General features: G+C 45.5%; 15 protein-coding genes. 11 read left to right on the top strand and 4 right to left on the bottom strand.

Annotated elements, in window-relative coordinates:
• Nucleotides 1-92 precede the first annotated feature (92 nt).
• The 6 genes from CLV59_RS00620 to CLV59_RS00645 all read left to right on the top strand — a co-directional run bounded on the left by CLV59_RS00620 (nucleotide 93) and on the right by CLV59_RS00645 (nucleotide 6565).
• The gene (locus tag CLV59_RS00620; protein ID WP_111590074.1) at nucleotides 93-1511 is read left to right on the top strand and encodes a Glu/Leu/Phe/Val family dehydrogenase; all 1419 of its coding nucleotides are present in this window, start codon (nucleotides 93-95) and stop codon (nucleotides 1509-1511) included.
• A 19-nt stretch (nucleotides 1512-1530) separates the two neighbouring features.
• Complete coding sequence (locus CLV59_RS00625) at nucleotides 1531-2055, top strand: type I restriction enzyme HsdR N-terminal domain-containing protein (RefSeq protein WP_245950729.1); 525 nt, start codon at nucleotides 1531-1533, stop codon at nucleotides 2053-2055.
• 74 nt (nucleotides 2056-2129) lie between these two features.
• Nucleotides 2130-2900: an AMP nucleosidase gene (locus CLV59_RS00630; protein ID WP_111590075.1), complete on the top strand. Its 771-nt coding sequence runs from the start codon at nucleotides 2130-2132 to the stop codon at nucleotides 2898-2900.
• A gap of 21 nt (nucleotides 2901-2921) precedes the next feature.
• The gene (locus CLV59_RS00635; protein ID WP_111590076.1) at nucleotides 2922-4655 is read left to right on the top strand and encodes an ABC transporter ATP-binding protein; all 1734 of its coding nucleotides are present in this window, start codon (nucleotides 2922-2924) and stop codon (nucleotides 4653-4655) included.
• A gap of 99 nt (nucleotides 4656-4754) precedes the next feature.
• Entirely contained in the window at nucleotides 4755-5804 is a 1050-nt protein-coding gene (gene queA / locus CLV59_RS00640; protein WP_111590077.1) for a tRNA preQ1(34) S-adenosylmethionine ribosyltransferase-isomerase QueA, read from the top strand.
• An 83-nt stretch (nucleotides 5805-5887) separates the two neighbouring features.
• Nucleotides 5888-6565: a 2-C-methyl-D-erythritol 4-phosphate cytidylyltransferase gene (locus CLV59_RS00645; RefSeq protein ID WP_111590078.1), complete on the top strand. Its 678-nt coding sequence runs from the start codon at nucleotides 5888-5890 to the stop codon at nucleotides 6563-6565.
• Here the strand turns inward: CLV59_RS00645 and CLV59_RS00650 are convergent, their stop codons facing one another.
• From CLV59_RS00650 to radC, 3 genes are read right to left on the bottom strand one after another with little or no spacing between them, the layout of a single operon-like run.
• Nucleotides 6566-6904 carry a hypothetical protein gene (locus CLV59_RS00650; protein WP_111590079.1) on the bottom strand — a complete coding sequence of 113 codons (339 nt, stop codon included), beginning with the start codon at nucleotides 6902-6904 and terminating at the stop codon, nucleotides 6566-6568. It lies immediately after the preceding gene.
• A gap of 50 nt (nucleotides 6905-6954) precedes the next feature.
• Complete coding sequence (locus tag CLV59_RS00655; protein WP_111590939.1) at nucleotides 6955-7941, bottom strand: Gfo/Idh/MocA family protein; 987 nt, start codon at nucleotides 7939-7941, stop codon at nucleotides 6955-6957.
• Between the two features lie 47 nt (nucleotides 7942-7988).
• Entirely contained in the window at nucleotides 7989-8696 is a 708-nt protein-coding gene (gene radC / locus CLV59_RS00660; protein WP_111590080.1) for a RadC family protein, read from the bottom strand.
• 249 nt (nucleotides 8697-8945) lie between these two features.
• Between radC and CLV59_RS00665 the strand changes: the two genes are divergently transcribed.
• From CLV59_RS00665 to CLV59_RS00680, 4 genes are all read left to right on the top strand, one after another.
• Entirely contained in the window at nucleotides 8946-9905 is a 960-nt protein-coding gene (locus CLV59_RS00665) for a ribose-phosphate pyrophosphokinase (protein WP_111590081.1), read from the top strand.
• 45 nt (nucleotides 9906-9950) lie between these two features.
• Nucleotides 9951-10541: a 50S ribosomal protein L25 gene (locus CLV59_RS00670; protein ID WP_111590082.1), complete on the top strand. Its 591-nt coding sequence runs from the start codon at nucleotides 9951-9953 to the stop codon at nucleotides 10539-10541.
• Between the two features lie 239 nt (nucleotides 10542-10780).
• The gene (gene pth / locus CLV59_RS00675) at nucleotides 10781-11362 is read left to right on the top strand and encodes an aminoacyl-tRNA hydrolase (RefSeq protein ID WP_111590083.1); all 582 of its coding nucleotides are present in this window, start codon (nucleotides 10781-10783) and stop codon (nucleotides 11360-11362) included.
• A 54-nt stretch (nucleotides 11363-11416) separates the two neighbouring features.
• Nucleotides 11417-12028 (top strand): fumarylacetoacetate hydrolase family protein, encoded by a 612-nt coding sequence (locus CLV59_RS00680; protein WP_111590084.1) that lies wholly within the window; start codon nucleotides 11417-11419, stop codon nucleotides 12026-12028.
• 54 nt (nucleotides 12029-12082) lie between these two features.
• On the opposite strand, the gene CLV59_RS00685 is transcribed toward CLV59_RS00680, so the two are convergent.
• A complete protein-coding gene (locus CLV59_RS00685; protein ID WP_170137606.1) occupies nucleotides 12083-12517 on the bottom strand; it encodes a MarR family winged helix-turn-helix transcriptional regulator in 435 nt (144 codons plus the stop codon).
• 78 nt (nucleotides 12518-12595) lie between these two features.
• Here CLV59_RS00685 and CLV59_RS00690 point away from each other — a divergent pair, with 78 nt between their 5' ends.
• A complete protein-coding gene (locus CLV59_RS00690) occupies nucleotides 12596-14722 on the top strand; it encodes an alpha-ketoacid dehydrogenase subunit alpha/beta (protein WP_245950731.1) in 2127 nt (708 codons plus the stop codon).
• The last annotated feature ends 25 nt before the right edge of the window (nucleotides 14723-14747 follow it).

Consider the following 14747-nt stretch of genomic DNA (forward strand, 5'->3'; position numbering starts at 1 on the left):
TTTCCGCTGACAAGGAAATCAGTAAACTGGAAGATAGAGATAGATAGAAGTCAAAAGATAGAAATCTAATCATTATACCAAAACGATATATTATGCCGCAAGATCAGCATTACAGTTTTTTCCAAAGTGTGGAAAGAAGCTTCGACAAAGCAGCTGCATTTACCAAATGGGACAAAGGTATCCTGGAACAAATCAAAGCGTGTAACGCCGTTTACCAGATCAAATTCCCGGTAAGAATCGGTGAAACAGTGCAAGTGATTGAAGCCTACCGCGTTCAGCACTCGCATCACAAGCTGCCTTGTAAAGGCGGTATCCGTTTCAGTGAAGAAGTAAACCAGGACGAAGTAATGGCGCTGGCATCCCTGATGACCTACAAATGCGCAATTGTAAACGTTCCTTTTGGTGGTGCAAAAGGCGGTATCAAAATTAATCCCCGCAATTACACTCCATTTCAGCTGGAAGCAATCACCCGCCGCTACACTGCCGAACTGGTAAAGAAAAACTTTATCGGCCCAGGTACAGATGTTCCGGCCCCGGATTATGGAACCGGTGAAAGAGAAATGAGCTGGATTCTCGATACTTATATGAGTCTCCGCCCCGGTGAAATTGATGGCTACGGCTGCGTTACCGGTAAGCCAGTATCACAGGGTGGCGTAAGAGGACGTACCGAAGCAACCGGATTAGGCGTTTTCTACGGCCTGCGCGAACTGTGTAATATCAAGGAAGATATGGACAAGCTCGGACTGAGCACTGGTATCGAAGGCAAAAGAGTAGTAGTGCAAGGTATGGGTAACGTAGGCTATCATGCCGCCAAATACTTCCACGAAGCCGGCGCCAAAGTAATCTGCCTGATAGAATGGGATGGCGCTATCTTCAACGAAAACGGTCTTAACCCAGACGAAGTACTCCAACACAAAAAAGCGACCGGCTCCATCAACAACTTCCCAGGCGCTACTAACCTCAACAAAAATACAGATGGCCTCGAATTAGAATGTGAAATCCTCATCCCCGCCGCACTTGAAAATGTAATCGACAAACATAACGCTCCTAATGTTAAAGCTAAGATCATCGGCGAAGCTGCCAACGGTCCTTTAACGCCGGAAGCAGACGAAATCCTCAATAAAAAAGGAGTAATCGTTGTGCCAGATATGTTCCTCAATGCAGGCGGTGTAACCGTTTCCTATTTCGAATGGCTCAAAAACCTCAGCCACGTTCGTTACGGACGTCTGGGCAAACGCTTCGATGAAAATATGAACTTCCATATTCTCCAAACCATCGAAGACCTCACCGGTAAAAAAGTATCCGAGAAAGAAAGAAAATTCATCGCACATGGCGCGGATGAAGTAGATCTGGTTTATTCCGGCCTGGAAGAAACGATGCATGCTGCCCTCCATGAAGTACGCGATGTAATGATCAGCAATCCGCAAATCCATGATATGCGTACTGCTGCTTATGTTTGTGCCATCAATAAAGTAGGCGCCGCATACGAACAACTCGGTATCTTCCCATGATATATACGAAAGCAGTTATATGAAAGAAGGTCCTGCCAACTGGCAGGACTTTCTTTTTTACCAACTTTTCTATCTTCGCGACATAAATACAACACGATTGATCCAGATTCAATTTCCGGAACCAGACTTTAAAGTGATGAAAGAAGGGGATAAAACCCTGATTTTCGACCGGTTTAGAAAGAAATATGTAGTACTGACGCCAGAGGAATGGGTGAGACAAAACTTCTTGCAATACCTGGTGCAGGTGAAGCAATATCCTGCCTCTCTCATTGCCGTAGAGAAAGAAATTTATCTGGGGGAGATGAAGAAAAGGTTTGATATAGTAGTGTATAGCCGTGATGCAAAACCTTGGATGTTGATAGAATGTAAGGAGATGAATGTTCCCCTGGGGCCTCAGACCCTCGAACAGGCGGTGCGTTATAAAATGGTCATTCCAGCTGATTACCTGGTAATCACTAATGGCAGTCATACTTATTGTTGTACTTACCGTGCAGAAACGGCAGGATGGCATTTCCTGGAGGAGCTTCCTGGGTATGGAAGCTAGCAGTTTAACAAGCCGTTAATAGCATCCTCCACCGAAATTGGGAAAAATGCTTTATATTTGCTTGTCAAAAGGCTATGAAGACAAAAGAAGAAATTGTAGCTAATTGGCTGCCCCGCTACACTGGTGAAAAGTTAGAAAACTTCGGAACACACATCCTCCTCACCAATTTCAGTAATTACCTTACTATGTTTGCCGAATGGAACAACGTGGAAGTTGTTGGCATTGGTAAACCCATGCAATGCGCTACCGCAGGTAACATTACCATTATCAACTTTGGTATGGGTAGTCCTGGCGCCGCTACTATCATGGATTTGCTCACTGCTATCAATCCTAAAGCGGTATTGTTCTTAGGAAAATGTGGTGGACTGAAAAAGAAAAATCAATTGGGTGATCTGATCCTGCCGATTGCGGCTATTCGAGGAGAAGGTACTTCCACAGACTACTTCCCGCCAGAAGTTCCTGCATTACCGGCATTTGCCCTGCAGAAAGCTATTTCCACCACCATTCGTGATGCTGGACATGATTACTGGACAGGTACCTGCTATACCACTAACCGTCGTATCTGGGAACATGATTCAGAATTCAAGCAATACCTGGAGAAAATCCGCGCTATGGCTGTAGATATGGAAACTGCCACTATCTTCTCCGTAGGCTTCTTCAACAAAATCCCTACAGGCGCACTGTTGCTGGTGTCCGATCAGCCAATGGTTCCGGAAGGTGTGAAAACAGAAGAAAGCGATAAGAAAGTAACCGGTAAGTTTGTGGAAAGACACCTGAAAATCGGTATCGAATCGCTGCAGAAATTAATCGATAGTCACCAGACTGTGAAGCACCTGCGCTTCTAAGATTTGTTGTATCTTCCCGCTATGCAATCCACGCGGGCAGAGATTAAAGACCTGAAAGTTACATTCAGGTCTAACCAAAAAGAAATAACAGCCGTAAAGAGTATCTCCTTTACCATCGGGAAAGGAGAGCTGATCGGCGTAGTAGGAGAATCCGGTTCCGGAAAATCCGTTACAGCACTCTCCCTCATGCAACTGGTACAGGAGCCCGGCAGGATTGAAAGCGGACAGATATTATATTATACTGATTCCGAGCCAGTCAATCTTCTCCGGCTTTCTCCTGATGCCGTGCGTGCTTACCGCGGGAACGAAGTGGCCATGATTTTCCAGGAGCCGATGACTTCCCTGAACCCGCTGCTAACCTGCGGATTCCAGGTTTCAGAAGCTATTCGTCTCCATAAAAATATCTCCCAACAGGAAGCTGCGGCCAAAACAGTTGCCCTGTTCAGGAAAGTAAAGCTTCCCGATCCGGAAGCGATGTTACATCGATACCCTCACGAATTATCCGGTGGCCAGAAACAACGTGTCATGATCGCAATGGCCATTTCCTGCGAACCTAAACTGCTCATCGCAGATGAGCCTACTACCGCCCTGGATGTTACCGTACAAAAAGCTATCCTGGAGTTGCTGAAAGAATTGCAACAACAGATGGATATGAGTGTGCTGTTTATTACCCATGATCTGGGTGTGGTAGCTGAGATTGCCTCCCGGGTAATGGTCATGTACAAAGGCGAAATTGTAGAAGAAGGTCCTGTAGCACAGGTTTTCCATCATCCCGTACACGCCTATACGAAAGGGCTACTGGCTTGCCGGCCACCGTTAGATAAACGATTGGTAAGGCTCCCTGTTATCCGGGATTTTATGGAAAACAGCGACGGCACAACAACAGCTTCTGTGAAATCCTTTGTAGATACTTTGGTGATGAGTCCTGCCCAGCAGGAAGCACGCCGTCAGCAGCTGGCGGCTGAAGCACCTTTGCTGGAAGTAAAAGGACTTTGTACCTGGTTCCCTGTCAAACGTTCCATAACAGGGAAAGTATTGGAATGGCGGAAAGCCGTTGATGAAGTAAGCTTTGACTTGCGGAAAGGAGAAACATTGGGATTGGTAGGCGAGTCTGGTTGTGGAAAAACTACGCTTGGCAGGAGTTTATTAAGGTTGATAGAACCAACTGGAGGAAGTATTGTTTATAAAGGACAGGACTTGAGAAGTTTGTCGGCCCCGGCCATGCGTGCCATGCGAAAAGACATACAGCTTATCTTCCAGGATCCTTACTCTTCGCTGAACCCCAGAATTCCCGTTGGGAAGGCGCTGCTGGAGCCAATGGAAGTGCATGGCTTGTATGGCAATGCGCAGGGCAGGATGCAGAAGGCGATGGAGTTGTTGGAAAAGGTAAACCTGCTGCCAGAGCATTTTAACAGGTATCCGCATGAGTTCTCCGGTGGGCAACGGCAGCGGATTGTTATTGCGAGAGCATTGGCAATGAATCCATCTTTTATTATTTGTGATGAGTCGGTGGCTGCGCTGGATGTAAGCATACAGGCGCAGGTATTGAATCTGCTGATCAGTTTACGGGAAGAATTCGGCTTCAGCTGTATTTTTATTTCTCATGATTTGTCGGTGGTAAGGTTTATCAGTGATCGTATGTTGGTCATGCAGAAGGGTCGGATTGTAGAAAGTGGGGATGCCGATGCGATTTATCATCATCCGCAGCATGTATATACTCAACAGCTTATTGCTGCCATACCTAAAGGTATTTAATGTATAATTTATTGATTCATAGCAAACAATACCATTTTTTGACGATGTGGATAAAATTTGGTACTTTCGCGCACTTTAAAAATCTATTCATACCGTAATATGAAACTATCACAGTTTAAATTCGACCTGCCTTTAAATCTCATTGCACAGCATCCTTCCAAAACAAGAGATGAATCACGTTTGATGGTGGTACATCGTGCAACCGGAAAAATTGAGCACAAAGTATTCAAAGACATCCTGGGTTATTTCAACGACAAGGATGTAATGATTGTGAACAATACGAAGGTATTCCCTGCAAGGTTGTATGGTCGCAAGGAGAAGACAGGTGCGAAAATCGAAGTATTTCTGCTGCGTGAGCTGAACAAGCAAAATCGTCTGTGGGATGTTATTGTGGATCCGGCGCGTAAAATCCGTGTTGGTAATAAACTTTATTTTGGTGATGATGAGTCACTGGTAGCTGAAGTAATTGATAACACTACTTCCAGAGGCCGTACCATCCGCTTCCTCTTCGAAGGCAACGACGATGAGTTCAAGCAGGTATTGGATACCCTGGGAGAAACGCCGTTACCAAAGTATATCAAGCGTAAGCCAGAAGAAGAAGATAAAGAGCGTTATCAGACAGTTTATGCGAAGTATGAAGGCGCTGTTGCGGCTCCTACTGCGGGTCTGCACTTCAGCCGTGAGCTGATCAAACGCCTGGAAATCAAAGGTGTTAAATTTGCAGAAGTAACCCTCCACACTGGTCTGGGTACTTTCCGTCCTATTGAAGTGGAAGATCTGAGCAAACACAAAATGGATGCTGAGTATTTCCACATCGATGAGCATGCAGTGAAAATTGTAAACAAGGCTAAAGAAGAAAACCGCAAAATCTGTGCTATCGGTACTACTTCCGTACGTGCAGTGGAATCTTCTGTAACTGCTCAAAATCATCTGAAAGCGGCTGAAGGCTGGACTAACACCTTCATCCATCCTCCTTATGATTTCGCAATTCCGAATGCCCTGGTAACCAACTTCCACCTGCCTAAAACCAGTCTGTTGATCATGACTTGTGCATTTGCCGGTTATGACCTCGTGATGGAAGCTTATCAGCAAGCTATCAAAGAGAAATATCGTTTCTTCAGTTATGGTGATGCCATGCTGATTCTCTAATGATAATCATCTTTTCAAATTCCCACCCGCCTCCAGCCGGTGGGAATTTTTTTTGTTAATATCTTACTGTACTTTTCAATTTCATGGAACAGCGAAAAAAAGTAGCCATCATTGTTGCCGGAGGTTCCGGTTCCCGCATGCAGAGCGCCATTCCCAAACAATTCCTGGAACTGGCGGGCAAACCTGTATTATACCATACAATAGCTGCTTTTGCTGACGCGTTCCCTGATATGAAGATCGTCCTGGTATTGCCGGAGGCGCATTTTGCAACCGCGGAGCAAGTGTTGTCGCATTTTGCGGTACGGCCGGATATCACCCTGGTAAAAGGGGGCGAAACCCGTTTCCATTCCGTGCGGAATGGCTTGCAGCTCGCAGGAAACCAGGCGGTGGTATTTGTACATGATGGCGTAAGGCCATTAGTATCTACTGCGTTGATTCGTCGCTGTTATGAAGCGGCATTAACGCATGGTAGCGCTATTCCGGTGACAGATATGAAAGACAGTATCCGGGAAATCACTATTGCCGGCAATCGTGCGGTAGACAGAGACAAGTATAAGATTATTCAGACCCCTCAAACCTTTCTCTCAGAAATCATTTTACCTGCCTTTGATCTGCCATATGATCCGCTTTTCACCGATGAAGCTACCGTAGCAGAGCATATGGGACATTTCGTTCACCTGGTGGAAGGGGACGAGGCGAATATTAAAATTACCCGTCCGCTGGACCTGGTGATAGCAGCGGCTTTACTGGCAGAACGATAATTATTTTGCCGGTTTTACACCATCTTCAATTGCTTTTTGCACATCTTTTCCATAAATAGATAGTACATAACGACGACCTGTCAGTTTGCTGCAATCGGTAGATTGTAGTAGGGAATCTGCTGTAGATCCTTCAACGGAAGTAGGATAGGCAGGATTTATACCTTTTTCTGTCAGCCATTTATCTACGAGGGCGGGCGTTGTATTGGCCGCTTTTCCCCAGGGATCATTACAGGCGGTCTCGTAATGAATCACTTGTTGGAAAGAAGGGCCTGGAGGTGGATCGGTAATACAGGAGGAGAGAAATAAAATAGCTGTCAGCCAGTAGCAGGTACGTTTCATGGGAAATCTTTTGTGTATCTGAAACGGACTGACAGCGGAAATAGTTACAATTATTTAGTCGCCTGTTCTTCAGCCAGGGTCTTATGGATTTTGTGGAGGATTTGGTGTGCAACATCTACTGCCATGAGGCCATCTACTGCAGTTACGGCAACTGGCTTATTGTGCAGGATGCTGTCGCGGAACATTTCCAGTTCCATGCGGATCGCGTTAGTTTGTTTTACTTCCGGGTTATCGATGGCGATTGTTTTCTTACCGCTGTTGGTTTCGATATCCAGGGTGAATTTACCTTCATCAGCAGGTGATTTCAGTTTGATGATTTCGGATTTCTTGTCCAGGAAATCAATACCGATGTAGGCATCTTTCTGAAAGAGGCGCATTTTGCGCATTTTCTTGAGGGAGATGCGGCTGGAGGTGAGGTTGGCTACGCAACCGTTATGGAATTCGATACGTACGTTGGCAATATCGGGGGTATCGCTCATTACAGCCACGCCGCTGGCGGAGATACGGCTGATAGAGGATTTCACGATACTGAGTACGATATCGATATCATGAATCATGAGATCGAGGATTACGCTGACATCTGTACCGCGCGGGTTGAATTCAGCGAGGCGATGTACCTCAATAAACATGGGATTGAGGTCATAACCTTTGAGGCTCAGGAATGCAGGGTTGAATCTTTCCACATGACCTACCTGGAATTTGATATTTGCTTCTTCCACCAGTTTTACCAGGGTTTTAGCTTCATCGATGGTGTTGGTCATCGGCTTTTCCACAAAAATGTGTTTGCCGTTGCGGATGGCCATTTCACAGAGGTTGAAATGGAGGGTGGTAGGAGCGACAATATCGATGGCATCTACAGCGAGAATCAGTTCTTCTGCTGATTTGAAGCGTGGAATATTGTATAAATCCGCGATACTGGCAGCGTTAGCGTCGCTGGGATCGAAGAAGCCTACTACTTCCACGTCTTTCATGGTTACTAACTGAGAAAGGTGGATTTTCCCTAGATGTCCTACCCCGAAGATTCCTATTTTGAGCATATTGGATTTGAATAAATAAATGCGAAAGTAAACACATTTATGCATTTTTAAATCACGCCTTCTTCCACCAGACTTAAATATCCTGTTTCAGCTACAATGATGTGATCCAGCACTTCGATATCGAATAGTGCGGCTGCACTTTTGATTTTTTTTGTAACGGAGATATCCGCCTGGCTGGGCCGCAGGCTGCCACTTGGATGGTTGTGACAGAGTATTATTTTGGTGGCATGCAGTTCGAGGGCTTCCCGGAAGATAATCCTGGGATCGGCTACTGTGCTGGACATGCCGCCACTACTGATGCATTTACACTGTAATACTTTGTTGGCGTGATTGAGAAACATGACGTAGAATGTTTCGTAGTGCTGGTCTGCGAGGAGGGGCTTAAAGAAAAGTGCGGCGTCGGAGCTGGTCTGAATAACGCTTTTCTGTAGTACCCTGGAGGCCTGGCGCCGGCGGGACAGTTCCAGCGCGGCTACTATGGTTACGGCTTTGGCGATGCCCATGCCTCTCAGTTTGCGCAGATCACTCACATTGAGCCTGCCTAGTTCTGACAGGTTGTCTTTGGCTAGCCGGAGTATTTCCCGGGCCAGATCTACGGCAGATTTCTGCTGATGGCCAGTATGCAGGAGAATGGCTAATAACTCTGCATCACTGAGGGCTGTAGCGCCTTTTTCGATGAGTTTTTCACGGGGTTTATCCCCATCGGACCATTTACTAATGGCCACATAACTGGTTGGGTTAACATTCACAAACATACCTCTCGGCTTTACTTAAAGATACGATCTCATCCCTGAACGATTATCATCTCACGAAACATATTTCTTTATTTACTACATTAGAATAGTTTTTCTGATAGTATAAAAAAGCATTTCTATTTGAAGCTATTATCTATCTGTTTATGAAGTTAATGTGAATAGAATATTTCGCTAATATTAATTTTATGCGAAAAAATTGCTGCTGGAACTCCCAAAAAATCATAGTTTTGCAACCTCTTTTCCACTAGTATGCAACCTTCAGTAAAAATCTTCTCAGGCAACAGTAATCCGGCATTGGCAGAGAAAATCGCCAAGCGATACGGAAACGGACTTAATGGCCTTGGTAAAGTAAAAATCCAGAAATTCAGTGACGGCGAATTTCAGCCTGTTTTCCTGGAAAGTATTCGCGGTGACTATGTTTTCCTGATTCAGGGAACAAATGCTCCTTCTGACAATCTGATGGAGCTGCTGTTGATGATTGACGCGGCTAAGCGTGCATCTGCAGGGTACATTACCGCGGTAATTCCATATTTCGGCTTCGCCCGTCAGGACAGAAAAGACAAGCCACGCGTGGCTATTGGTTCCAAACTGGTAGCAAATCTGCTGACTTCGGCAGGCGCTAACAGGGTGATTACCATGGATTTACATGCTCCTCAGATCCAGGGATTCTTCGATATTCCTGTGGATCACCTGGATAGTTCTGCGATTTTTATCCCTTACATTGAGCAATTAAAGCTGGAAAATCTTACCTTTGCGTCCCCTGACGTAGGTAGCACCAGTCGTGTACGCGAAATAGCCTCCTATTTCGGCGCCGAAATGGTGATATGTGATAAACACCGTAAACGTGCCAATGAGATTGCCTCTATGGTCGTGATCGGAGATGTGAAAGACAGGGACATTGTGCTCATTGACGATATCTGCGATACTGCCGGCACCCTTTCAAAAGCCGCTAACCTCCTGAAGGAGAAAGGCGCCAGAAGTGTTCGTGCTTTCTGTACTCACCCGGTATTCAGCGGGAAAGCGTACGAAAACATTGAAAATTCTGTGCTGGAAGAAATGGTAGTATGCGATACCATTCCATTGACACAGCAAAGCCCTAAGATCAAAGTGATCTCTGTGGCAGAACTTTTTGCTGTGGCTATCCGCAATATGCACGAGAATAAATCTATCACCAGCCTGTTTATTCACAGCCAGCGCAGAGGTGATTGATAATTGAACCAGGATTTTTTATTCATTATATAAATTGTTTAAACAATGAGAACAATAACCATCGAAGGACAACTCAGGAGCGAATTCGGTAAAAAAGCCACCCGCGCGATCCGTTCTGAGGAAAAAGTGCCTTGTGTTATTTACGGGGGTGCAGAAACTGTAAACTTTTCAGCTCCTGCAAAAGATTTCAAAACCCTGATTTACACTCCTGATTTCCAAATCGCTGAAGTGAAACTGGGCGCTAAAACTTACAAGTGCGTAGTAAAAGATCTGCAGTTTGACGTTGTTACAGACGAACTGGCTCACATCGACTTCATGGAACTGGTAGAAGATAAACCAGTTAGCGTGACCCTGCCAATTAAACTGGTTGGTCAGTCAGTAGGTGTTAAAGCTGGTGGTAAACTGGTTAGCAAACTGAAAGCACTGAAAGTTAAAGCACTGCCTAAGCACCTGGTTGAATCTATCGAAGTAAACATCGAGAACCTGGAACTGAATGCTAACATCCGCGTTGAAGACGTGAAAGTGGAAGGTATCGAAATTACCAACTCTCCACGTATTCCTATCGCGTCTGTAGTAATGACTCGTCAGCTGCGTCAGGAAGAAGCAACTGCTGAAAAAGATGCTAAAAAGAAATAATCTTTTAGATATATTTTTCAAAGAGCCCACGCGCCCGCGTGGGCTCTTTAATTTTGAGACCACCCCGGCTATTACATAGTCTGCGGCCGTAAGCCACGCCAGACACGTGTCTCCGCAGGATAATCAGGATATTATCAACCGCAGCAACCAACTAATGGTCAGCAGAAATCAATAATAGGTAAATCGATTAGCTGACTTTTAAGTTCTTCTTCTTTAATTTTATACCTGTTAAACGCATTATGAAGTACTTAATAGCAGGATTGGGAAATATCGGAGCTGAATACCAGCATACCCGTCATAATATCGGATTTGACGTGGCAGATGCCTTTGTGGCCAAGCATAATGGCTCCTTTCACAACGACCGACTGGCGGATGTTGCCGAGATTAAATGGAAAGGCAAAGTATTTATCGTGATTAAGCCTACCACTTATATGAATCTCAGTGGTAAAGCCATCAAATACTGGATGGACAAAGAAAAAATTCCCGTAGAAAATCTCTTGGTTTTAGTGGATGAACTCGCTTTGCCCCTGGATGTAATGCGATTGAGAGGAAGTGGTAGCGATGCTGGGCATAATGGCCTGAAAAGCATCCAGGATTCCCTGACCACCAGTCAATATCCAAGGCTCCGTTTCGGCATTGGTAATAACTATCCAAAAGGCCGCCAGGTGGAGTTTGTACTGGGTAAATGGAAGCATGATGAAATCGCTATCGTACAGGAAAAAATCGATAAATCCGTAGAAATCATCGAAAGCTTTGCCACCACCGGCATTGCCCGTACCATGAATACTTTTAATAATCTTACTTACCCTTCTGTAAAGTAAATTTGTAAATATGGCAGCTATCTGCTTTATTTAACCTTTAAAAACAAGCGCATTATGAAAATTATTTGCGTAGGTAGAAACTATGCCGACCATGCCAAAGAATTGAAAAATGAAGTGCCAACCGAACCGGTCCTCTTCATGAAACCGAAAAATGCCTTGCTACAGAATAATCACCCATTCTATTACCCGGAGTTTACCAGCAACCTCCATTATGAATGCGAGCTGGTACTCAGAGTAAGCAAGAACGGTAAACATGTTCAGGAGAAGTTCGCTGATAAGTACTATGACCAGATTTCAGTAGGCATCGACTTTACGGCCCGTGATATCCAGGAAAAACAAAAAGCCAAAGGGCTGCCCTGGGAAATTGCCAAAGCCTTCGATAACTCTGCTATCGTTGGAAAATTCATGCCTATCACGCCGGAATTGGATAAAAAAGATATCAATTTCTGCCTGTATAAAAACAAAACACTGGCACAGCAAGGGAATACGAAAGATCTGCTTTTCTCTTTCGATTTTCTCGTTGCCTATATCTCTAAATATTTTACCCTGAATATCGGAGACCTCATCTTCACCGGTACTCCTGCGGGCGTAGGCCCGACTGAAATTGGGGATAGCTTCGAAGCATTTATTGAGAATGAAAGCCTGCTGGAATTCTCTGTGAAATAATATTGGTCGGGAGGGTAGGCTGTCTGCCTATACCTCCCGGTTTATACTACCTGTTTATGGGACATTCTCATAAATAGTATCCAGAATACGGGTCAGTTCGTTATAATCTTGCTCTGAAAGGCCTTTCCAGCCCACTTTACGCATGTCATGCACCATGGGCTTCACATCTTTGTACTTTTCCACGCCAGCAGGCGTCAGTTGCAGATATACTTTACGTCTGTCCACACTATCAGCCTCCCGCTGTACCAATCCCTTCCTGACCAATAACTCTATAATCCGGGAAATCGTAGTGATGTCCTTGGAGGTATTACGGGCGAGCTCGTTATGCGTCGTTTTCTTATGCTTGTACAGATTTTCCACTAACAACCATTGGTCCACCGTTATGTCTTTTTGCTTGGCATCAAACTGTTTCTGCCAATAATTGCGCAATTTTTTCAGCGTAGCATCCAACTTAAAAAAAGAGGGATTACTGACGAAAGTATCAGTCATATTCATTAATTTGCATTAGCAACAGTTGTTATAGCAACTATTTTGCTTCTTCCATTTACATCACCAAAACAGTCTTACGTGTTTAAAGATAGTACAAGCGTTTCAACTTTAAAAGCGCCGGCTGCAGGGATCGGGGAGACGGTTACCAGGGAAGACCTGCTGACTGCCTATCGCCTGATGTGTGAAGCCGCTGCCATGGCTGCCGTTTACGAAGCCAATCGCCCCATCTGCAAGTATGTACATTCCACCTCCAGAGGTCATGAAGCCATTCAGATTGCTACCGGTTTACAACTACACCCATGGGATTATGTAAGTCCTTACTATCGCGACGACAGCATGTTGCTGGCCATGGGATTTGCTCCCTATGAGCTGATGTTACAGTTACTGGCCAAGGCGGAAGATCCTTTCTCCGGCGGTCGTTCCTATTATTCGCATCCCAACAGTAATCGTCCGGACAGGCCTCAGATCCCTCATCAGAGCAGTGCCACCGGTATGCAGGTCATTCCTGCAACAGGTATGGCACAAGGCCTTCAATACCTGGCACAGATACAGTCGGACTTGCTGAAAACAGGCCCTGATGGCGAAATGCCGGTAGTGGTTTGTTCCCTCGGCGACAGCAGCGTGACGGAAGGAGAAGTGAGTGAAGCTTTACAATTTGCCGTACTGAAAGAATTACCAATTATTTACCTGGTACAGGATAATGAATGGGGGATTTCTGTTACTGCGCCGGAAGCCCGTGCGATGGATGCTTACGAGTATGCCGCCGGTTTCAAAGGACTGGAACGCATGCGGGTGGATGGTAGCGACTATGACGCTGCCTGGCATGGTATGGCTGCAGCCATCAGTTATGTACGTCATGAACGCAAACCTATACTGGTGCAAGCTTCTGTGCCTTTGCTCGGTCATCATACTTCTGGTGTACGCAAAGAATGGTACCGTGATGCAGCAGATCTGGAGAAACATGCCAAGAATGATCCGATGCCTAAACTGAAAAGTTTACTCCTTCGTAAAGGTGTAAGCGAAGAGGCATTGCATGAAATAGAAACTAACGCTAACGCATATATTATTAAGTCCTTCCAGGAAGCTACTGCCGCTGCAGAGCCCTCTCCGGAAACCGTGGCTCAGCATGTATTTGCACCTACTCCTGTAACAGAAGAAAAAGGAGAACGTACGCCTGCTGGCGGTGCAAAAGTGGTGATGGTGGATGCGGCATTGCATGCTATTGAAGAGATCATGCAACAATATCCGGAAGCCATCCTCTTTGGCCAGGATGTGGGACGCCGCTTAGGAGGCGTTTTCCGCGAAGCCGCTACCCTCGGGGATAAATTCGGCGATCACCGGGTATACAATACCGCTATTCAGGAAGCATATATTATCGGATCTACGGCAGGATTATCTGCTGTAGGCGTAAAACCTATTGTGGAAGTACAGTTTGCAGATTATATCTATCCCGGCTTTAACCAGCTGGTGACAGAAATATCAAAGTCATGCTACCTGACACAAGGGAAATATCCGGTGCAAACATTGGTACGTGTACCTATCGGCGCTTACGGTGGCGGTGGCCCTTATCATAGTGGCAGCGTGGAATCAACCCTATTATCTATCAAAGGTATTAAGGTGGTTTATCCGTCTAATGCGGCTGATATGAAAGGATTATTGAAAGCTGCATTTCTGGACCCTAATCCGGTAGTGATGCTGGAGCATAAAGGGCTTTACTGGAGCAAGGTTCCGGGAACACAGGATGCCATGACTATTGAACCTGGAGCGGACTACGTATTGCCATTAGGCAAAGCGGCCGTGGTACAACAGGCACATCCAAAAGATGTAGCCATGGGGAATTCCATCTGTGTAATTACTTATGGCATGGGCGTTTACTGGGCGAAAGCTGCTGCTAAAGCATTCCCTGGCAATGTGGAAATCATTGATCTGCGTACGCTGTTTCCATTGGATGAAGCCTTGATATTCGAAACGGTGAAGAAACATGGCAAATGCATGGTATTGACAGAAGAGCAACTGAATAATTCCTTTACGCAATCGCTCGCAGGACGCATTCAGAAGGCTTGTTTCCGCGAACTGGATGCACCGGTATATATGCTGGGTGCAATGGATCTGCCGGCAGTTCCTTTGAATATGGGATTGGAAGCGGCTATGCTGCCTAATCCTGATAAGGTAGCCGCCATGATGCAGGAATTATTGAATTACTAACAGATTGACTGTTATAGATATTGAC

The sequence above is a fragment of the Chitinophaga dinghuensis genome (assembly GCF_003259435.1).
In the GTDB taxonomy this organism is placed as follows: domain Bacteria; phylum Bacteroidota; class Bacteroidia; order Chitinophagales; family Chitinophagaceae; genus Chitinophaga; species Chitinophaga dinghuensis.